Here is a 21,015-nt window from a genome sequence, read left to right as displayed (position 1 = left end):
GGCCTGAGCATCAGGTACAATTCCCGGCTATTTTTCAGCGGGCAATCTGCCTGCAGCCTTTTTGAGTGTTGATCCGTGAGTGATTTGAGTCATATCCGCAATTTCTCCATCATCGCCCACATTGACCATGGTAAGTCGACGCTGGCCGATCGATTCATCCAGATGTGCGGCGGCCTTGCCGAGCGTGAAATGGAAGCCCAGGTCCTGGACTCCATGGACCTCGAACGCGAGCGCGGGATCACCATCAAGGCCCACAGCGTTACCCTGTACTACACCGCCAAAGACGGTATCAAGTACCAACTGAACTTCATTGACACCCCGGGCCACGTCGACTTCACCTACGAAGTCAGCCGTTCCCTGGCGGCCTGTGAAGGCGCGCTGCTGGTGGTGGACGCGGGGCAGGGCGTAGAAGCCCAGTCCGTGGCCAACTGCTACACCGCCATCGAGCAGGGCCTGGAAGTCATGCCGGTGCTGAACAAGATCGACCTGCCACAGGCCGATCCGGACCGGGTGAAGGAAGAAATCGAAAAAATCATCGGCATTGACGCCACCGACGCCGTCGAGTGCAGCGCCAAGACCGGCCTGGGCGTCGACGAAGTGCTCGAGCGCCTGGTCAAGACCATTCCGGCCCCCACCGGCAACATCGAAGATCCGCTGCAAGCGTTGATCATCGACTCCTGGTTCGACAACTACCTGGGCGTTGTCTCCCTGGTACGTGTGCGCCATGGCCGGGTGAAGAAGGGCGACAAGATCCTGGTCAAGTCCACCGGCAAGATCCACCTGGTGGACAGCGTCGGTGTATTCAACCCGAAACACACCGCCACCGTTGACCTGAAAGCTGGCGAAGTGGGCTTCATCATCGCCGGCATCAAGGACATCCATGGTGCACCGGTTGGTGACACCCTGACACTCAGCTCGACGCCGGACGTCGACGTGCTGCCAGGTTTCAAGCGCATCCAGCCCCAAGTCTACGCCGGCCTGTTCCCGGTCAGCTCCGACGACTTCGAAGACTTCCGCGAAGCCCTGCAAAAGCTGACCCTCAACGACTCGTCGTTGCAGTACACCCCGGAAAGCTCCGACGCCCTGGGCTTCGGTTTCCGCTGCGGGTTCCTGGGCATGCTGCACATGGAGATCATCCAGGAGCGCCTGGAGCGCGAGTACGACCTGGACCTGATCACCACCGCGCCAACGGTTATTTTTGAGCTGGCGCTGAAAACCGGTGAAACGATTTACGTCGACAACCCGTCCAAGCTGCCGGATCTGTCGTCCATCGAAGACATGCGCGAGCCGATCGTGCGCGCCAATATTCTTGTGCCGCAGGAACACCTGGGCAACGTCATTACCCTGTGTATCGAAAAGCGTGGCGTACAGCACGACATGCTGTTCCTCGGTACCCAGGTCCAAGTGACCTATGATTTGCCGATGAACGAAGTGGTCCTGGACTTCTTTGACCGTCTCAAATCCACCAGTCGCGGCTATGCTTCGCTGGATTACCATTTTGACCGTTATCAATCGGCCAATCTGGTGAAGCTCGATGTATTGATCAACGGTGACAAGGTGGATGCCCTGGCGCTCATCGTCCACAAGGACAATGCGCACTACAAAGGTCGTCAGCTTACCGAGAAGATGAAGGAACTGATTCCGCGCCAGATGTTCGACGTTGCGATCCAGGCCGCCATTGGCGGGCAGATCATTGCGCGGACCTCCGTCAAGGCTCTCAGAAAGAACGTACTGGCCAAATGCTACGGTGGCGACGTGAGCCGTAAGCGCAAGCTGCTTGAGAAGCAAAAGGCCGGTAAAAAACGCATGAAGCAAGTGGGCAACGTGGAAATTCCACAAGAAGCCTTCCTTGCGGTGCTCAGGTTGGATAGTTAGGTCCTATGTCACTAAATTTCCCGCTGTTGCTGGTCATCGCCGTTGCCGTCTGTGGTCTCTTGGCGCTGCTCGATCTGCTGTTCTTCGCCCCGCGTCGTCGGGCGGCCATCGCGTCCTATCAGGGCAGCGTCAGCCAGCCCGATGTCGTGGTGATCGAGAAACTGAACAAAGAGCCCTTGCTGGTTGAATACGGCAAGTCGTTCTTCCCGGTGTTGTTCATCGTGCTGGTGCTGCGCTCGTTTCTGGTAGAGCCGTTCCAGATTCCTTCGGGCTCGATGAAACCAACCCTGGATGTTGGCGACTTCATCCTGGTGAACAAGTTTTCCTACGGGATCCGCTTGCCGGTGATCGACAAGAAAATCATCGAGGTGGGTGATCCGCAGCGCGGCGATGTGATGGTATTCCGCTACCCAAGCGACCCGAACGTCAACTACATCAAGCGTGTGGTCGGCCTGCCGGGTGACGTAATCCGCTACACCAGCGACAAGCGCCTGTTCGTCAACGGCGAGTCGGTGGCTGAAAAACTCATCGGTTCCGAGCCGAACACCCTGGGCAGCGCCGAGCTGTACGAGGAAAAACTCGGGGCGGTAGAGCACCAGATCCGCAAGGAAATGAGCCGCTACCGTTCGCCGCCCGACAATCAGTGGACCGTGCCTGCCGGGCACTACTTCATGATGGGCGACAACCGCGACAACTCCAATGACAGCCGCTACTGGGATGATCCAAGTATTCCCAAGGAGCTGCTGGGCATGGTTCCCGACCAGAATATCGTCGGCAAGGCCTTCGCGGTCTGGATGAGCTGGCCGGAACCCAAGCTCAGCCACCTGCCGAACTTCTCGCGGGTGGGGCTGATCAAGTAATCCATGCGGCGCTGTGAACACAGCGCCGAATGCTTTTCTGGGGCTTGGACATTGGTCCGGTCTCGAGCAACACACAGCATTGCCAGGATTTGAATTTGAACACAGCGTTAATCGTCGATGGCCTTTGCCGCCACGTACTGAAAGTAGGTAAACCGTGAGCGTTTCTTTGAGTCGTCTTGAGCGTCAGCTCGGCTACACCTTCAAGGACCAGGAATTGATGGTCCTTGCCCTCACACACCGCAGTTTTGCCGGGCGCAACAACGAACGCCTGGAATTTTTGGGTGATGCCATTCTCAACTTCGCCGCTGGCGAAGCCTTGTTCAACCGCTTCCCCCTGGCCCGTGAAGGCCAGCTGTCGCGCCTGCGCGCGCGCCTGGTGAAGGGCGAGACCCTGGCTGTGCTGGCCCGTGGTTTTGACCTGGGCGAGTACCTGCGTCTGGGGTCCGGCGAGTTGAAAAGCGGCGGTTTCCGTCGCGAGTCGATTCTGGCCGATGCCCTGGAAGCCTTGATCGGTGCGATCTATCTCGATGCCGGGATGGAAGTGGCCAAGGAGCGGGTCATGGCCTGGCTGGCGTCGGAAATCGACAGCCTGACCCTGGTGGACACCAACAAGGATCCCAAGACCCGCCTGCAGGAATTTCTGCAGTCGCGCGGCTGCGAACTGCCACGCTACGAAGTGGTGGATATCCAGGGTGAGCCGCATTGCCGTGTGTTCTTCGTCGAATGCGAAGTCACCTTATTGAACGAAAAAAGCCGAGGTCAGGGTGTGAGCCGTCGTATTGCCGAACAGGTAGCGGCCGCTGCAGCACTGATTGCCCTGGGCGTGGAGAATGGCCATGACTGATTCAACCGCAACACGCTGTGGCTATGTTGCCATCGTCGGCCGTCCCAACGTGGGCAAGTCCACGCTGCTGAACCATATCCTGGGGCAGAAGCTGGCGATCACCTCGCGCAAGCCGCAGACCACCCGCCACAACATGCTGGGCATCAAGACCGAAGGCAACGTGCAAGCGGTCTACGTCGACACCCCAGGCATGCACAAAGGCGGCGAGAAAGCCCTGAACCGCTACATGAACAAGACCGCTTCGGCGGCGTTGAAAGACGTCGACGTGGTGATCTTCGTGGTTGACCGCACCAAGTGGACCGATGAAGACCAGATGGTGCTGGAGCGGGTGCAGTACGTCACCGGGCCATTGATCGTCGCGCTGAACAAGACCGACCGCATCGAAGACAAAGCCGAGTTGATGCCGCACCTGAGCTGGTTGCAGGAACAACTGCCGAACGCCCAGATCATGCCGATCTCGGCCCAGCACGGGCACAACCTTGAAGCCTTGGAGCGGGTGATCGCAGGCTACCTGCCGGAGAACGAGCACTTCTTCCCGGAAGACCAGATCACCGACCGCAGCAGCCGTTTCCTCGCCGCCGAGCTGGTCCGCGAGAAAATCATGCGCCAGATGGGCGCCGAGCTGCCGTACCAGATCACCGTTGAGATCGAAGAGTTCAAGCAACAGGGCAAGACCCTGCATATTCATGCGCTGATCCTCGTCGAACGTGACGGCCAGAAGAAAATCATCATTGGCGACAAGGGCGAGCGCATCAAGCGCATCGGCACCGAAGCGCGCAAGGACATGGAATTGCTGTTCGATTCCAAGATCATGCTTAACCTGTGGGTGAAGGTTAAGGGTGGCTGGTCCGATGACGAGCGCGCACTGCGCTCCCTGGGCTACGGCGACCTGTAATCAGTCTCCAGTCACATCGCAGGACAAAATGTGGGAGCGGGCTTGCTTGCGAATGCAGTGGATCAGTCACCGGATGCTTTGGCTGACCCACCGCATTCGCGAGCAAGCCCGCTCCCACATTGGATCGTCGTAGTTTTCAAGACCGTGTTCCCGCAGCGAGAACCCAATGTCCCCAACTCCACCCCCCAGCCAACCCGCCTACGTGCTGCACAGCCGCGCCTACCGCGAGACCAGTGCCCTGGTGGACTTCCTCACGCCCCAAGGCCGCCTGCGCGCGGTGTTGCGCAGTGCGCGGGGCAAGGCGGGCACGCTGGCACGGCCATTCGTGGCCCTGGACGTGGAGTTTCGTGGCAAGGGCGAGCTGAAAAACGTCGGGCGCCTGGAAAGCATCGGCACTTCTGCCTGGCTCAATGGCGAGGCGCTGTTCAGTGGCCTCTACCTCAACGAACTGCTGATCCGCCTGCTGCCCGCCGAAGACCCGCACCCTGCGGTGTTCGATCACTACGCCGCCACCTTGTTGGCCCTGGCCGAAGGCCGCCCGCTGGAGCCGCTGTTGCGCGCGTTCGAATGGCGCCTGCTTGACGACCTGGGCTACGGCTTCGAATTGAGCAATGACTTGCACGGCGAACCGATCGCCAGCGATGGCATGTACCGCCTGCAAGTGGATGCCGGGCTGGAGCGGGTTTACCTGCTGCAACCGGGCCTGTTCCAGGGCACTGAGTTGTTGGCAATGGCCGAGGCCGACTGGAGCGCACCTGGCGCCCTGTCTGCCGCCAAGCGCCTGATGCGCCAGGCCCTGGCCGTGCATCTGGGCGGTCGGCCCCTGGTCAGTCGCGAGTTGTTTCGAAAGCCCTGACATCCCCGTGTATGCTGTGCGCCGATTCTTTCCCTTTTCAGGAGCGCTTCCGTGACCACCAGCAATCGCATTCTTCTTGGCGTCAACATCGACCACGTCGCCACCCTGCGCCAGGCCCGGGGCACCCGTTACCCTGATCCGGTCAAGGCCGCGCTGGACGCCGAAGAAGCAGGCGCCGACGGGATCACCGTGCACCTGCGCGAAGACCGCCGGCACATCCAGGAGCGCGACGTGCTGGTGCTCAAGGACGTGCTGCAGACCCGCATGAACTTCGAGATGGGCATCACCGAAGAAATGATGGCCTTCGCCGAGCGCATCCGCCCGGCGCACATCTGCCTGGTCCCGGAAACCCGTCAGGAACTGACCACCGAAGGCGGCCTGGACGTGGCAGGCCAGGAAGCGCGGATTAAAGCAGCGGTCGAACGCCTGTCGCAGATCGGCAGCGAAGTCTCGCTGTTTATCGATGCCGACGAACGGCAGATCGAAGCCTCGCGCCGCGTGGGTGCCCCAGCGATCGAACTGCACACTGGCCGCTACGCCGATGCCACCACCCCGACCGAAGTCGCCGACGAACTGCAACGCATCATTGACGGCGTGGCCTGCGGCCTGCGCGAGGGCTTGATCGTCAATGCCGGTCATGGTCTGCACTACCACAACGTCGAAGCCGTGGCGGCGATCAAGGGCATCAACGAACTGAACATCGGCCACGCGCTGGTCGCCCATGCGCTGTTCGTCGGTTTCAAAGGCGCGGTTGCCGAGATGAAAGCGCTGATCCTGGCCGCCGCCAAGCCCTGACCGTCGATCAACCTGTAGGAGCGAGCTCGCTCGCGAAAAACCTGAGAACAGCGCGGGGGGCCAGAATCCCCGCGTCATCGTTAACGCCCTTCGCGAGCAAGCTCGCTCCTACAGGTGTCATGCGGCAATGCGAAGCCTTACTGTTTAGCCTGTGGGGGTGTATCGTATTTGCCCTTTGCGGGCCTTGCGCCCGCGCAGATACGTGAGGTTGTTGTGTCCCGATCCTTTTCCCGTCGACAAATCCTAGGTGGCCTCGCCGGCCTGGCAGTGGTGGGCGTGGGTGCCGGTGGCGCCTATCGCTACTGGCTGGGGAAAGTTGCGGACGCCAGCGCCGGGCGCGATTACGAACTGATCGCCGCGCCGCTGGACGTGGAACTGGTGCCGGGGCACACAACCCAGGCCTGGGCGTTCGGCCCCTCGGCGCCGGGTACCGAGTTGCGCGTACGCCAGGGCGAATGGCTGCGGGTGCGGTTTATCAACCACTTGCCAGTCGCCACCACCATTCACTGGCACGGTATCCGTCTGCCCCTGGAAATGGACGGCGTGCCCTACGTCTCGCAACTGCCGGTATTGCCCGGCGAGTATTTCGACTACCAGTTCCGCGTGCCGGATGCGGGCAGCTACTGGTATCACCCCCATGTCAGCAGCAGCGAAGAACTGGGCCGTGGCCTGGTCGGCCCGTTGATTGTCGAAGAGCGCGAGCCCACTGGCTTCAAGCATGAGCGCACCCTGAGCCTGAAAAACTGGCATATCGACGAACAGGGTGAATTTGTCGAGTTCAGCATCCCCCGCGAAGCGGCGCGTGGCGGTACCGCTGGACGGCTGTCGACCATCAACGGCGTGCCTCAGGCAGTCATTGACCTGCCGGCCGGGCAAATCACCCGGGTGCGCCTGCTCAACCTCGACAACACCCTGACCTATCGCCTGAATATCCCCAACGCCGAGGCGCAGATCTACGCCCTGGACGGCAATCCCATCGAGCCACGGCCCCTGGGCAAGGAGTACTGGCTGGGCCCTGGCATGCGTATTTGCCTGGCGATCAAGGCCCCGCCGGCCGGCGAAGAACTGTCTATCCGCAATGGCCCGGTGCGCCTGGGCACCTTCCGCTCGGTGGCCAACACCGATGCGCCCGGCGAGTGGCCGCCAGCCTTGCCGGCCAACCCGATTGCCGAGCCAGACCTGGCCAATGCCGAGAAGCTCAACTTCAATTTCGAATGGGTCGGCTCGGTCTCGGTCAATGTCGAAAACGGCAAACCGCCGAGTCTGTGGCAAATCAACGGCCAGGCCTGGGATATCACCGACAAGACCTGCGCCGACCGGCCGATTGCCAAGCTCGAGTTGGGCAAGAGCTATATTTTTGAATTGAAAAACATGACCCAGTACCAACACCCGATCCACCTGCATGGCATGAGCTTCAAGGTGATCGCCTCGAACCGCCACAAGGTCACGCCGTACTTCACCGACACCTACCTGCTGGGCAAGAACGAGCGCGCCCGTGTGGCGTTGGTAGCGGATAACCCCGGGGTATGGATGTTCCATTGCCACGTGATCGACCATATGGAAACCGGCCTGATGGCCGCCATCGAGGTGGCGTGATGCGCCAGATCCGCCCGACGGCCATCATCGACCGCAGCCGCGACCAAGACTTTATGCGCGAAGCCCTGGCCCTCGCCGCCCAAGGCGCAGCACTGGGTGAAGTCCCGGTGGGCGCGGTGCTGGTGCAGGACGGTGAAATCATCGGTCGCGGCTTCAATTGCCCAATCAGCGGCAGCGACCCGAGCGCCCACGCCGAGATGGTCGCCATCCGCGCGGCCGCCCAGGCCGTCAGCAACTACCGCCTGCCGGGCAGCACCCTGTATGTGACCCTGGAGCCGTGCAGTATGTGCGCAGGTTTGATCGTGCATTCGCGCATCGCCCGGGTGGTGTACGGCGCACTGGAGCCCAAGGCGGGGATTGTGCAGAGCCAGGGGCAGTTCTTTACCCAGGGATTTTTGAACCATCGGGTGATGTATGAAGGCGGGGTGCTGGCCGAGGAGTGCGGGGCGGTGTTGAGTGAGTTCTTCAAGGCGCGCCGGGCTAAACCCACGCTTGACTAACACCTGACCTCAATGTGAGACCCAATCAAGTGTGGGAGCGGGCTTGCTCGCGAAGGCGGTGTATCAGCCAACGAATCAATTGACTGACACACCGCCTTCGCGAGCAAGCCCGCTCCCACATGTTTGATCTTCATTTTTTCAGCGAGATTGAGGGTTATTTCTTGGCGATGATTACAGCCCGCATCGGCGCCGGCAGCCCCTCAATTGTCTTGCTGTGATCCTCAGGGTCGAGGAAGTCACTCAGGGATTGATACTTCATCCACTCGGTCCCGCGTTGTTCCTCGACCGTGGTCACGCTGACATCCACGCAACGCACATCGCTGAAGCCAGCACGGCGCAGCCACAGCATCAGTGCCGGTACGGATGGCAGAAACCACACGTTGCGCATCTGCGCATAGCGGTCTTCCGGCACCAGCACCTGCTGCTGATCACCTTCGATCACCAAGGTCTCCAGCACCAGTTCGCCACCCTTGACCAGGCAATCCTTGAGCGCCAGCAAATGCTCGATCGGCGAGCGGCGGTGGTAGAACACGCCCATGGAGAACACCGTGTCGAAACCTTCCATGTTCGGCGGTAGGTCTTCGAACGGGAAGGGCAGGTGCCAGGCGTTGGGAGCCGACAGGTAACGCTGCACCGCCTGGAACTGGCAGAAAAACAGCCAGTTGGGATCGACGCCAATCACGCTGTCGGCACCGGCGCCGAGCATGCGCCACATGTAGTAGCCGTTGCCACAACCCACATCGAGGATGCGTTTGCCTTTGAGGTTCAGGTGCGGCGCGACCCGCGACCATTTCCAGTCCGAGCGCCATTCGGTGTCCACATGCACCCCGAACAGATCGAACGGCCCCTTGCGCCACGGGCTCAGGCCCATCAACGCGGCATGCATCTGCGTGCGGGTCGCGTCATCGCAATCGGTGTCGAGGATCAGGCCGTTCAGCAGATCGATTTTGCTGGGCAGGATCTTGGGCAGGGCATCCAGCGCGCTTTGCCAGCGCGCCAGGTCGCCATGGCCCTTTTCCATTTTTGCATCGAGTTGTGCTTGCAGGCCCTGAGCCCAGACGGCCAGGGGAGTGCCGACCAGATGGCGGGCGAGGGGAGACAGATCAATCATGGCAAGGCAATCAACGAGGCAAAGTTAAGACACTGGAACCACGGCACGACTTTCGAGAACCCGGCCGCCAACAGGCGTTCGCGGTGTTCTTCGAGGCTGTCGGGCTTCATGACGTTTTCGATGGCGCTGCGCTTCTGGGCGATTTCCAGTTCGCTGTAGCCGTTGGCGCGCTTGAACGCCACATGCAGGTCGGTGAGCAGTGCATGTTCTTCGGGGTCATTGAAGCGCAGTTTTTCCGAGAGGATCAGCGCGCCACCGGGCAGCAGCGCCTGGCGGATCCGCCCAAGCAGCGCCAGGCGTTCCTCGGGAGCGATAAATTGCAGGGTGAAGTTCAGCGCCACCACCGAGGCCGGCTGGAACTGCAGGGCGAGGATATCGCCTTCGATCACCTCTACCGGCAGCAGCTCCTGGAACATCGAGTCCTGGCCGTTAAGGTATTCGCGGCAGCGCTCGACCATCGCCGCCGAGTTATCCACAGCGATCACCCGGCAACCGTCGGTGCGCACGTGGCGGCGCAGGGCCTGGGTCACCGCGCCGAGGGACGAGCCCAGGTCATACAGCACACTATTGGGCTGGGCAAACTGCGCGGCGAGCACACCGAGGTTCTCGACAATGGTCGGGTAGCCGGGCACCGAGCGCTTGATCATGTCCGGGAACACCCGCACCACGTCCTCGTTAAAGGCGAAGTCCGGCACCTGGGGCAAGGGCTGGGCGAATAGGCGATCGGGTTCTTTGCTCACGGCTGTTCCGGCGACGAAGGGGAAAAGGCCGGCATTTTAGCCAACTTGCTCCTTGGATGCGCGGGTTGTCTGATGGAACGCCGACGCGGTGATACCCCACTGGCCCAACCAATACGTAATGATCAACAGATACGGCGCGGCATCGAAGGTCACCACAAAGCGATTGATGCCGATCAGGGTGTCGGAAAACACAAACAGCGCCGCGCCAATGGCCGCCAACTGCGCCGAGCGCTTGGGCACATCGCTGCCCAGGCGAGCCAGTGCACGCCAGAGCATGGCGCTGATCACCAGCGCATACACCACCACCGGAATCAGCAAGTCGCCCAGGCCGTGGGAAATCAGGATGCTCAACAGAATCGCCCCAACCCCCAGCGCCAAGGCCAACGGCAACAGCGCCGGGCGCCGGCAGTCGCTGAAATAGGCCTTGAGGTACGCCAGGTGCGCGAACAAAAACGCGCCCAGGCCAAAGATAAACAGATCGCCCGGCCAGGCCAGCAACACATCGCCGACCAGGGAGAAGATCAACCCCAGGCTGATCCAGCGTCGATAGTCGCTGGGCGGCGCGTCATGCAGCCATCCCAACATCGCCAGCACCGGCAGCGGCTTGACCAGCAGGCAAAGTAACGTGGCGTGCGTGCTCAAACCGTAGATAAAGGTACCCGCACCCATCAACGCAAGAATCATCCATGGCATATCAGTTCACCGTAATGGCGCAGTCAAAGGTATCCACCGGATTCACTTCCGGGGCCCAGGGTTGTTGGGAGGTCAGGCGCAGGCGGCCGCTACCGGCGGTAAAAGCCTGGAAGCGCCAGGTCGATTGCCCCGCGGCACCGACCACACCGGCGTCCTCGGGATTGCTGTAGACCTCGGGGCCGAGGCTGCGCAGCACGCCGCCGGCCGAATCCTGGATCGCCCAGCGATAACCGGTGGTGGGGTTGCTCGGTAAGGTCAGGGTCAGGTTTTGCCCGGCCTTGAGTGTGAGCGGGCAGGTGCTCTGTTTTTCGACGGTGACGTTTTGCTTCGGTGCACTGGCGCAAGCCGCGAGGAGGGCGAGACTTAGCGGAAGAAGCAGGCGGGCAGCGGTCATGAAGGCTCCGTTTATTGGCGACGAAGGGCGAGCATAACCGAAGATGAGACAAGGTGTTACAGCGGGGTTTTGTGTTGAGGCGGCTGGCCTCATCGCGGGCAAGCCCGCTCCCACATTTTGATATGTGAACACATTCAAGTGTGGGAGCGGGCTTGCCCGCGATGAGGCCAGTGCCGACGCTACAGATCTATCAGAACAACACCTTCGCCACATCCGCAAACCGCTTGGCAAAGTGCACCGTCATGCCCTCTTTCAGGTAGTCCGGTAACTCCTCGAAGCTGCCACGGTTCGGCTCTGGCAGGATCAACTCGTGAATCTTCTGCCGCCGCGCCGCAATCACCTTCTCACGCACGCCGCCAATCGGCAGTACATGCCCGGTCAGGGTCAGTTCGCCGGTCATGGCCACGCCTTTTTTCGGCGGCTGGTTGCGTGCCAGCGACAGCAACGCACTGGCCATGGTCACCCCGGCACTCGGGCCGTCTTTGGGCGTGGCGCCTTCCGGTACGTGCAGGTGCACGAAGGCTTCGTCGAAGAACTTCGGATCACCGCCAAACGACTTCAGGTTGGAGCTGATGTAGCTGTAGGCGATTTCGGCGGATTCCTTCATCACTTCACCCAACTGCCCGGTGAGCTTGAAGCCACGGTTGAGCGTGTGGATACGCGTCGCCTCGATCGGCAGGGTCGCGCCGCCCATGCTGGTCCAGGCCAGGCCAGTGATGACGCCGGTGCCCGACAGCACTTGCTCGTTGCGGAACACTGGAATGCCCAGGGAGCTTTCCAGGTCCTTGTTGCCGATCTTGATCACCGAATCCGGCTCATCCAGCAGCTTGACCACCGCCTTGCGCACCAGTTTGCCCAGTTGTTTCTCCAGCTGACGCACCCCGGCTTCGCGGGCATAGCCGTCGATCAGGGCACGCAGGGCGCCGTCGGTGATGCTCAGGCTGGTCTTGGCCACACCGGCCTTTTCCAGTTGTTTTGGCCACAGGTGACGCTTGGCGATGGCGACTTTTTCTTCGGTGATATAGCCCGACAGGCGAATCACTTCCATGCGGTCCAGCAACGGGCCCGGGATCGAATCCAGGGTGTTGGCGGTACACACGAACAGCACTTTGGACAGGTCCAGGCGCAGGTCCAGGTAGTGGTCGAGGAATTCGACGTTCTGTTCCGGATCCAGGGTTTCCAGCAACGCCGACGCCGGGTCGCCCTGGAAGCTCTGGCCCATCTTGTCGATCTCGTCGAGCATGATCACCGGGTTCATCACTTCGACATCCTTGAGCGCCTGCACCAGCTTGCCCGGCAGGGCACCGATGTAGGTGCGGCGATGGCCCTTGATCTCGGCCTCGTCGCGCATGCCGCCGACGCTGAAACGATAGAACGGCCGCCCCAGGGACTCGGCAATGGATTTGCCGACGCTGGTCTTGCCCACGCCCGGCGGGCCCACCAGCAGCACAATGGAGCCGGCGACTTCGCCTTTATAGGCGCCGACGGCGAGGAACTCGAGGATGCGGCTCTTGATGTCATCCAGGCCCGCATGGTGTTTATCCAGGACTTTGCGCGCGTGCTTGAGGTCGAGCTTGTCCTCGCCATACACGCCCCACGGCACCGAGGTGGCCCAGTCCAGGTAGTTACGCGTCACCGCGTATTCCGGCGAGCCGGTCTCGAGGATCGACAGCTTGTTGAGTTCTTCATCGATGCGTTTCTGCGCTTGGGCTGGCAGCACCTTGCCTTCCAGGCGTTGCTCGAACTGTTCGACGTCAGCGCTGCGATCGTCCTTGGTCAGCCCCAGCTCCTGCTGGATCACCTTGAGCTGTTCCTTGAGGAAAAACTCGCGCTGGTGCTCGCCGATCTTGCGGTTTACCTCGGCGGAGATTTCCTTTTGCAGGCGCGCGACTTCAACCTCTTTGCGCAGCATCGGCAGCACTTTTTCCATGCGCTTGAGCATCGGCACGCAGTCCAGCACTTCCTGCAACTCGTTACCGGTGGCCGAAGTCAGCGCGGCGGCGAAGTCGGTCAGGGGCGACGGGTCGTTGGGGCTGAAGCGGTTGAGGTAGTTCTTCAACTCTTCGCTGTACAGCGGGTTGAGCGGCAGCAGTTCCTTGATCGCATTGATCAGCGCCATGCCGTAGGCCTTGACCTCGTCGGTCGGCTCGCTGGGCTGGTGCGGGTATTCGACTTCCACCAGGTACGGTGGGCGGTGGTGCTTGAGCCAGGTCTTGATGCGCACACGGGTCAGGCCCTGGGCGACAAATTGCAGCTTGCCGTTCTCGCGGCTGGCGTGATGCACCTTGACCAGGGTGCCGTACAGCGGCAGGGCAGAGGTGTCGAAATGCCGTGGGTCTTCGGGCGGGGTGTCCATGAAGAACAGGGCCAGGGAGTGATGGTCGGATTTGCTCACCAGCTCCAGGGTCTCGGCCCAGGGCTCTTCATTGACGATCACCGGCAACACTTGCGCCGGGAAGAACGGGCGGTTGTGGATCGGGATGATATAGACCTTGTCCGGCAGGTTCTGCCCAGGCAGGGCCAGGCCGGTGTTGGACGACGGAGTTTCGGCGTTTTCGGGGTCGGCGTAGTCGTTGAGGTCGATATCGGGGAATTCTTGCTGGTCGCTCATGGGGCACCTGCATAGTGAAGTATGGAGGTTAGATGGGGCAGGTCAGTGGTGGTTTCAATGGCCGCGCGTGGTTAGCAACAAATTGCATGACATTTTCGAATGTCGCTGCACTAATCCCTTGGGAGCGGGCAAGTTGAATTGGCGCGCCGTATCGACACAAAACAAGGGGCGATTTGCGGCCTTCCCGGGCCTTTTAGACGGTGATCTGTCGTCAAAATAATGTCAGCCAAACTCCCGCGTTTATTAGGTTTACTTCTGCCCTGCGAGGGCTAATCTGGGTTTTCCGAATGCCTTGAGTGAACGGGCATTTATTTGACACCGGCTCTGCAGTCGCGAGGGATGCGTATGACAAAAGGACGCTTGAGCTGGGGCGCGGGCACGCTGCCAGGAGGCAAGCGGATGAAATGGCGCCATGCCTTCCAGACCCGTCTGGCGGGGGTGTTGGCGTTATTGCTGCTGGTCGTGGTGGGCGCGGTGTATTTCGCCGTCCAGGGCGCTACCTCCCGCGCAGTGGAAAACCAGGCCCAAGTGCAATTGGAGACCGGCAGCCGAGTGTTCGAACGCTTGCTGGACTTGCGTGGCCGCCGCCTGCAATACGGGCTGGACTGGCTCACGGTGGACGAGCAGTTTCGCCGCGCGGTTGCCGCAGGCCAGCCGGCACAGATCCTCGCGGCCCTGCAGCGCCATGGCACGGGGATCCGCAGCAGCGAGGTGTTTGTGCTGGGGCTCGATGGGCAGGTGATCGTCAGTACCCTCGATGGGGTGCCCGCCCAACAAGCCTTTCCCTATGCCCAAGCGTTGCGCCATGCCCGGCGCAATGCCTTGCAAATGCTCATCGTCGCCCTGGCCGGTCAGCCTTTCTTGCTGGTCCAGGAAGATGTCCTCGACCCGCTGCCCATCGCTCGGGTGGTCATGGGGTTCTCCATGGATGAGGCATTCGCTGCCGAGCTACGCTCCCTGAGCAATCTGGAAGTGTCGTTCATGAGCGTGGACAACGGCCAGCCAGGCACCTTGTTCAGCACCCAGCCCGTGGCCGACCGCCCGGCTATCATCCAGGCGCTGCAGGACTCGGGCACCAACGAATTGGCGCAGATGAGCGAATTGCACGGCCAGCGTTTTCTCAGCCAGGTGCTGGCCCTGGCCAACACCGGCGATGGCGGGCAAGTCATGGCCTTGCTGCAAAGCCCGCTGGACCATGCCCTGCAATCCTTCGCGCCGCTGGACCGGCAATTTCTCGGGATTGCCCTGGCGGCCTTGATGGTTTCTCTGGTGGGCGCACTGTTGATGGCGCGCCGCGTATCGCGCCCGCTTGATGCCTTGGTGCAGGCGGCCGAGCGCATCGGCGCCGGTGATTACCGCACACCCGTTGCGGTGCGTGGCAAGGATGAGTTCGGCCTGCTGGCCCGTGCCTTCAATGCGATGCAGAGCGGCATCGCCGTGCGTGAACGGCAACTGGCCCATAACGCCTTGCACGATGCCCTGACGGGGCTACCCAACCGCGCCCTGGCCATGGAGCGCCTGGGCAGTGCGATCAGTGCGCGGCGGCCTGTGGTGTTGCTGTACCTGGGGATTGAAAACTACCGGGTGATCAACGAAGGCTTCGGTCCCCAGGGTGTCGAGGAAATGCTGCGTGAAGCCAGTCGCTGCCTGCTGTCGAGCCTGGCGGCGGGGGATTCGGCGGCGCGCATTACCGGCAGCGAATTCCTCGTGTTGCTGGAAAACACCAAGCTCGACAGCGCCGTGGCCCGCGCCGACCGCCTCTACAGCTTGCTCACCGAACCGCAGCGGGTCGGCGACGATGAGCTGCGCCACGAAGTGAGCATGGGCATTGCCGCCTACCCCGAAGATGGCCTGCAGGTCGAAGAACTGATCAGCCGCGCCGCCATTGCCCGCCACGATGCCGCCGCGCTGCCCGGCTATTTGCAGATCTATCAACAGGACCGTGACCTTGCCCATCAACGCCAGATCAGCCTGATTCGCGACCTGCGGCGTGCCGCCGTCGAAGACGAATTGTTCCTGTGTTATCAACCCAAGCTCGACCTGCGCCACGGCTACGTGCGCCAGGCCGAAGCGCTGTTGCGCTGGCAGCACCCGACCCTGGGCCTGGTGTCCCCCGCCGAATTCATCCCCCTGGCCGAACGCTCCGGCAGCATGGCCAGCCTGACGCACTGGGTGATCGAAGAGGCTATCCGTCAGTTGGCTGAGTGGAGCCTACGGGGGCTGGAGGTGCAATTGTCGGTGAACATCTCGGTGGACGACCTGGGCGACGAAGGGCTGGCGCCGCGCGTGACTGAGCTGCTGGAATTGCACGGGGTGTTGGCTGGGCAATTGATTTTCGAGATTACCGAAAGCGCGATCATGCACAACCCGGAACAAGCCTTGCGCATCCTCGAGCAACTGCGCGGCTGCGGCATCAGCCTGTCGGTGGACGACTTCGGCACCGGCTATTCATCCCTGGCCCAATTGCAGCGCCTGCCGGTGCAGGAACTGAAGATTGACCAGTCCTTCGTGCGCAACCTCGACAGCACCAGCGGCGACGCGGTGATCGTGCGTTCGACCATCGAGATGAGCCACAACCTGGGGCTCAAGGTCGTGGCCGAAGGGGTGGAGTTCGAGCCGAGCCTGAGGCTGCTCAAACAATGGAATTGCGACACGGCCCAGGGCTACCTGATCAGCCGGCCGCTGAATGCCATGGCCTTTGAGATATGGATGCGCCGCGACCGCAGCACTGTTTGAAATGTGTGGGGTTGCGTGCGATAGACATAGCTATCCACACCACTTTCAGGAACTACCGAACTCTCCTGTGGCGAGCGGGCTTGCCCCGCGCTGGGCTGCGAAGCAGCCCCAACAAGCCGAATGAGGTGTATCAGATATTCCGTAGCGGCTGGTTTGGGGCTGCTTCGCAGCCCAGCGCGGGGCAAGCCCGCTCGCCACAGAGAGTTCGGCAGTTTCTGAAAGTGGTGTGGATAACTATGCCTACCGCAGGCAAGCCAGCTCCCACAGTTGAGTTGTATTGCAAATAAAAAGCCCCGGAATTCCGGGGCTTTTTTGTGGCTGGCTGGCTTAGTCGGCCAGTTTGAACGCCATCACATAGTCACCCTGCTTGGTCCCCAGGGAACCATGACCGCCCGCCACGACCAGCACGTACTGCTTGCCGTCCTTGCCGGTGTAGGTCATCGGGGTGGTTTGCGCGCCTGCAGGCAGGCGGCCTTCCCACAGCTGCTTGCCGTTTTTCACGTCATAGGCACGCAGGTACTGGTCGAGGGTACCGCTGAGGAAGGACACGCCACCGGCAGTGGTGAAGGTCCCGCCCAGGCTTGGCACGCCCATGCTCAGGGGGATGGGAACCGGCGAGCTGTCGCGCACGGTGCCGTTCTTGTGCATCCAGATGGTCTTGTTGTTGGTCAAGTCCACGGCTGCCACATAACCCCAGGCCGGAGCCTGGCACGGCAGGCCCATGGGCGAGAGCATCGCTTCCAGGACCACGCCATAAGGGGTGCCTTTGTTCGGCTGCACGCCTTCGGTTTCGCTGACACGCGGGCCCATGGCGGCGATTTTCTCGGCCGGGATCATGGTCGATTTGAACGCCATGTAGCTTGGGTTGACGAACGCGATCTGGCGCACCGGGTCAACCGAGATGCCGCCCCAGTCAAACACGCCGAAGTTGCCTGGGTAGACGATCGAACCTTGCAGCGATGGCGGGGTGAACGGGCCGTCGTAGCGCAGGGACTTGAAGTCGATCCGGCACAGCAGTTGGTCGAACGGGGTCACACCCCACATGTCACGTTCCTTGAGGGGCGGTGGCATGAAGTTGAGGTCGGACTTGGGTTGGGTTGGCGAGGTGTGATCGCCCGCCACCGCGCCTTGCGGCACAGGGATTTCATTGATCGGCACCACTGGCTCGCCGGTCGCACGGTCCAGCACGTAGATGCTGCCTTGCTTGGTCGAGGTCATCACGGCTTGCTTCACGCCGGCAGCGGTTTTGATGTCGATCAGGCTTGGCTGGCCGCCCACGTCCATGTCCCACAGGTCATGGTGGGTGAACTGGTAGTGCCAGCGCACTTTACCGGTGTCGATATCCAGCGCGGTCAGGCCGGCAGCGTGCAGTTCCGACGCAGGCGTGCGGTAGCCACCGAACTGGTCCGGGGTCTGGTTGCCCATCGGCAGGTAGAGCATGCCGAGTTTTTCATCGACGGCGAACATCGACCACATGTTGGGCGAGTTGCGGGTGTAGGTCTTGCCCTCGGCAATCGGCGTGGTGTCGTCCGGGTTGCCGCTGTCCCAGTTCCACACCAGCTTGCCGGTGTGCACGTCGAACGCGCGGATCACGCCGCTCGGCTCGTCGGTGGAGACGTTATCGGTGACGTGACCGCCAATCACCACCAGGTTCTTGGTGACGGCAGGCGGCGAGGTGGAGTAGTAGCCACCTGGGGCGAAGGTGCCGATGTTGGCGCCCAGGTCGACCTGGCCTTTGTCGCCGAAGTCTTCGCACATCTTGCCGGTGTCGGCGTTCAGCGCGATCAGGCGGGTGTCGGCGGTCGGCAGGAAGATCCGGCGCGGGCAGGCATTGGCGGCTGGCGCGGCGGCGTCAGTGGCCGGGCTTTGCTCGGTGGCGGCATAGGCGGCGTCATCGTGATAGGTCACGCCACGGCAGGTCATGTGGGCCCAACCCTTGAAGTTCGCGGCTTTTTGCGTCGAGAGCTTAGGGTCGAAACGCCAGATTTCCTTGCCGGTATCCGGGTCAAGGGCAATCACCTGGCTGTGCGGCGTACACACGTAGAGCATGCCGTTGACTTTCAGCGGGGTGTTTTCCGCAGTGGTTTCACCGGGGTCGCCCGGGCCAGGCAGGTCGCCGGTGCGATAAGTCCAGGCGGGTACCAGCTTGTGGGCATTTTCCGGGGTGATCTGCGCCAATGGCGAGTAACGATCACCGAAGGCCGAACGGCCATAGGAGTTCCAGTCACCATCGGCCTGGGCCGGCGCGGCATTGGTCATGCCCGGTACCGCGTCGCGGTCCAGTTGGCCCTTGATTTCACCGGGGTTGGTGAACTGGCTGGCGACGGCGGTTGCACCGGCCAGCACCACGGCCACGCTTAGCGCAGCGGTGCCCAGCGGGGCAGGTTGACCGCGCAACAGGGGGCGGCGGAACCACGGCAGCAGCATGACGATGCCCAGGCCGAACAGCAGGGCCAGGCGCGGCACCAACTGCCACCAGTCCAGGCCGACTTCCCACAGAGCCCACACCGTACTGGCGAACAGCACCACAGCGTACAGGCCCAGCGCCGCGCGGCGCGTAGCCAGCAGCAGGACGCCGGTCAGAGTGATGCCGATACCGGCCAGCAGGTAGTACAGCGACCCGCCGAGCATGCTCAGCTTGATGCCCCCGGCCAACAAGGCCAGGCCCATGATCAGCAGCAAGATCCCCAGCAGCCTGGGCAGCAGGCGGCTTGGACTTGAAGCACCATCAGTGCTCATAGTGTGATTCTCCGTGACGTTTAAAGTAGTCCCGCGCTTGTTCACTGTAGATGACGTTTGCACGCGGGCTTGGTTCAGGGCTAATTGCGTTTATTGCGATTCAGAAGGACGCTTGCAGCTTGATCCCGCCGACCAGCGCGTCATCCACCTGGGCGACGGCCCCTGGATGACGGATGTATTGCAGGTTCGGGCGTACCGTCAGCCAGTTGCTGACGTGCACGCCGTAATACAGTTCGGCGCTGTATTCGGTGTCTTGCACCGGCAGGTAGGCGGCGTCGTCAAAGTCGTAGACCGCGCGGGCCTGGTTACTGGCCTGGGCGTTCTTGCGGTACGCCGGGTTGACGTGGACGCGGGCCACGGCAAAGCCGATATCGTCCTTGGCGCGGGCATCGAAGGGGCCTTTGTAAACCACCCCGGCCTGGACATAGTTATCCACAGCGTTGGTTTTCTTATCGTGCATCGTCGCGTTGGCGAACACGCTCAAGCCTCGGCTGTTGTCGCTGGCCAGGCTCGTGACCTGTTGCTGCACGCCCAGCCACACCCCGTGCTTGCTGGAGGCGCTGCGATAGGCCTCGCCACTGACGGCGGCGGGCTGGTCGTTGCGGTCCTTGTACACATCGCTGGCCTTGGCGCTGCTGTAGTAATAGCCAGCGCGGTATTCGCCTGGCAGGCCGTTGAGCTTGGGCGTCCACACCAGCTCCACCGGCAGCAGGGCGCCTTGGGTGCCGCTGCCGCTGAGCTTGAAGCCATTGCCGCGATCGAGGTTGGACGGGTTCTGTTCATAGGCGCCGATCTGCGCGTACAGCTCGGGCGTCAGGTGGTATTTGACCCGAAGTGCCCACTGGCTGACGGGCCAGTTGTACCAGATGCCGCCGACCCAGTTGCCCACCTGGGAGCCGCAGAACGCCAGGTTCTGGAAGTCGCAGGGGAAGCTGTTGAAGTCCTCGCCTTCGCCAAAACGCCCGGCCTTGATATCCAGCTTCTGGTCGAAGAATTTCTGCTGGTACCACATCTGCGTCAGGCGCCAGGTCTGGCCACGGCCCCAGACTTCCTGGGACGAGGTAAAGCCACCGACCCGTGGGTCGTTGATGCGGTCGTTGCTGATGTTATTGCCACTGCGCTCGGTGATCGTCAGTTGGAACTCGGCGTCGTGCCAGCCAAGGATCTTCTGCAAGTCCAGGTGACTGCCGAAGGCCCATTGATCGCTGTAGCGGGCGGTGCGGTCATGGTTCGAGCCGCCGTGCAGGTTGCTGCCCATCTCGCCGGTGTAGTCGATCTTGAAGTCGTAGCCTTGTTCAGACAGCGCTGTCCGGGAACCGCCGAAATCGCCCAGCATCCACGGCGACTCGCGGTCAAAGGCAGGGGCGGCCTGGGCACAGGTGATCAGGCACAAAGGCAGCAGCGCAGCGCACAGGCGCAGTGTTGGGAAAGCAGGCATAGGCAAGGGCAGGTCTTAATAGTTTTTGGTTTTAGTACGCAAACGGCGACCGGCGGGGGTGCCAGCGCGTCAGGTTTGAGCGGCAGATGAAACGTTTCAGGTTGTTGCCGACAAGGATAAAGCGCCGGCTCGGGGAGAGAAAGCGCTAATCGCAAGATGGATTCTTTCGGATTTGGTAACAGTGCGACGCAATACCGCATATCTCATGTGGGAGATTCTATGTTGCAGGTAAACCCTGCAACCTTAAGTTCGGTTGGTATTCGCTCTGGTTTTTCATCAGCGCGAATGCCACCCGGCAGAGCTTGCGGGCGAGGATTACCAGGGCTTGGGTC

At 61.7% G+C, this 21,015-nt stretch carries 16 protein-coding genes and 2 pseudogenes; 9 read left to right on the top strand and 9 right to left on the bottom strand.

Going from position 1 to position 21,015, the window contains the following annotated elements; all coding sequences use genetic code 11:
- Window positions 1-75 precede the first annotated feature (75 nt).
- The 6 genes from lepA (at window position 76) to pdxJ (ending at window position 6,125) form a co-directional block, all read left to right on the top strand.
- Entirely contained in the window at window positions 76-1,875 is a 1,800-nt protein-coding gene (gene lepA, locus HBO09_RS12925) for a translation elongation factor 4 (protein WP_029297480.1), read from the top strand.
- A gap of 5 nt (window positions 1,876-1,880) precedes the next feature.
- The gene (gene lepB, locus HBO09_RS12920; RefSeq protein WP_169994462.1) at window positions 1,881-2,735 is read left to right on the top strand and encodes a signal peptidase I; all 855 of its coding nucleotides are present in this window, start codon (window positions 1,881-1,883) and stop codon (window positions 2,733-2,735) included.
- A 154-nt stretch (window positions 2,736-2,889) separates the two neighbouring features.
- Window positions 2,890-3,579 carry a ribonuclease III gene (rnc, locus tag HBO09_RS12915; RefSeq protein WP_029297476.1) on the top strand — a complete coding sequence of 230 codons (690 nt, stop codon included), beginning with the start codon at window positions 2,890-2,892 and terminating at the stop codon, window positions 3,577-3,579.
- Window positions 3,572-4,474 (top strand): GTPase Era, encoded by a 903-nt coding sequence (gene era / locus HBO09_RS12910; protein ID WP_029297473.1) that lies wholly within the window; start codon window positions 3,572-3,574, stop codon window positions 4,472-4,474. Before rnc ends, era begins: the two co-directional genes overlap by 8 nt.
- 166 nt (window positions 4,475-4,640) lie before the next feature.
- Window positions 4,641-5,330 (top strand): DNA repair protein RecO, encoded by a 690-nt coding sequence (gene recO, locus HBO09_RS12905; RefSeq protein WP_104910860.1) that lies wholly within the window; start codon window positions 4,641-4,643, stop codon window positions 5,328-5,330.
- A gap of 51 nt (window positions 5,331-5,381) precedes the next feature.
- Window positions 5,382-6,125: a pyridoxine 5'-phosphate synthase gene (gene pdxJ, locus HBO09_RS12900; protein WP_169994460.1), complete on the top strand. Its 744-nt coding sequence runs from the start codon at window positions 5,382-5,384 to the stop codon at window positions 6,123-6,125.
- Window positions 6,126-6,138: 13 nt separating this feature from the next.
- Here pdxJ and HBO09_RS29200 read toward each other — a convergent pair.
- Window positions 6,139-6,246: pseudogene (locus HBO09_RS29200) on the bottom strand (outer membrane lipoprotein carrier protein LolA); the annotation flags it as partial.
- Window positions 6,247-6,338: 92 nt separating this feature from the next.
- Between HBO09_RS29200 and HBO09_RS12895 the strand changes: the two are divergent.
- Window positions 6,339-7,721 carry a multicopper oxidase family protein gene (locus tag HBO09_RS12895; RefSeq protein WP_169994458.1) on the top strand — a complete coding sequence of 461 codons (1,383 nt, stop codon included), beginning with the start codon at window positions 6,339-6,341 and terminating at the stop codon, window positions 7,719-7,721.
- Window positions 7,721-8,221 (top strand): tRNA adenosine(34) deaminase TadA, encoded by a 501-nt coding sequence (gene tadA, locus HBO09_RS12890; protein ID WP_169906201.1) that lies wholly within the window; start codon window positions 7,721-7,723, stop codon window positions 8,219-8,221. Before HBO09_RS12895 ends, tadA begins: the two co-directional genes overlap by 1 nt.
- 154 nt (window positions 8,222-8,375) lie before the next feature.
- On the opposite strand, the gene cmoB is transcribed toward tadA, so the two are convergent.
- From cmoB to lon, 5 genes are all read right to left on the bottom strand, one after another.
- On the bottom strand, window positions 8,376-9,332 hold the full coding sequence (gene cmoB / locus HBO09_RS12885) for a tRNA 5-methoxyuridine(34)/uridine 5-oxyacetic acid(34) synthase CmoB (RefSeq protein WP_169994456.1): 957 nt from the start codon (window positions 9,330-9,332) through the stop codon (window positions 8,376-8,378).
- Entirely contained in the window at window positions 9,329-10,072 is a 744-nt protein-coding gene (gene cmoA / locus HBO09_RS12880) for a carboxy-S-adenosyl-L-methionine synthase CmoA (RefSeq protein WP_169994454.1), read from the bottom strand. Before cmoA ends, cmoB begins: the two co-directional genes overlap by 4 nt.
- Before the next feature lie 36 nt (window positions 10,073-10,108).
- The gene (locus tag HBO09_RS12875; protein ID WP_169994452.1) at window positions 10,109-10,765 is read right to left on the bottom strand and encodes a lysoplasmalogenase; all 657 of its coding nucleotides are present in this window, start codon (window positions 10,763-10,765) and stop codon (window positions 10,109-10,111) included.
- Between the two features lies 1 nt (window position 10,766).
- Window positions 10,767-11,159, bottom strand: coding sequence for a protease inhibitor I42 family protein (locus HBO09_RS12870; RefSeq protein WP_169994450.1), 393 nt, complete (start codon window positions 11,157-11,159; stop codon window positions 10,767-10,769).
- A 190-nt stretch (window positions 11,160-11,349) separates the two neighbouring features.
- Window positions 11,350-13,770 (bottom strand): endopeptidase La, encoded by a 2,421-nt coding sequence (lon, locus tag HBO09_RS12865; RefSeq protein ID WP_169994448.1) that lies wholly within the window; start codon window positions 13,768-13,770, stop codon window positions 11,350-11,352.
- 399 nt (window positions 13,771-14,169) lie between these two features.
- On the opposite strand from lon, the gene HBO09_RS12860 reads away from it, so the two are divergent.
- The gene (locus HBO09_RS12860; protein WP_169994446.1) at window positions 14,170-16,506 is read left to right on the top strand and encodes a bifunctional diguanylate cyclase/phosphodiesterase; all 2,337 of its coding nucleotides are present in this window, start codon (window positions 14,170-14,172) and stop codon (window positions 16,504-16,506) included.
- Window positions 16,507-16,833: 327 nt separating this feature from the next.
- Here HBO09_RS12860 and HBO09_RS12855 read toward each other — a convergent pair whose 3' ends face one another.
- The 3 genes and pseudogenes from HBO09_RS12855 to HBO09_RS28660 all read right to left on the bottom strand — a co-directional run.
- Window positions 16,834-19,245, bottom strand: coding sequence for a glucose/quinate/shikimate family membrane-bound PQQ-dependent dehydrogenase (locus HBO09_RS12855; RefSeq protein WP_169994444.1), 2,412 nt, complete (start codon window positions 19,243-19,245; stop codon window positions 16,834-16,836).
- A gap of 100 nt (window positions 19,246-19,345) precedes the next feature.
- Entirely contained in the window at window positions 19,346-20,683 is a 1,338-nt protein-coding gene (locus HBO09_RS12850; RefSeq protein ID WP_169994703.1) for a carbohydrate porin, read from the bottom strand.
- 217 nt (window positions 20,684-20,900) lie between these two features.
- A pseudogene (locus tag HBO09_RS28660) lies at window positions 20,901-21,015 on the bottom strand (IS110 family transposase); the annotation flags it as partial.

This window comes from Pseudomonas sp. WS 5027 (assembly GCF_012985695.1).
Taxonomy (GTDB): Bacteria; Pseudomonadota; Gammaproteobacteria; order Pseudomonadales; family Pseudomonadaceae; genus Aquipseudomonas; species Aquipseudomonas hygromyciniae.
The sequence above is the reverse complement of the archived record's forward strand: the minus strand, read 5'-3'. Positions and strand labels throughout refer to the sequence as shown.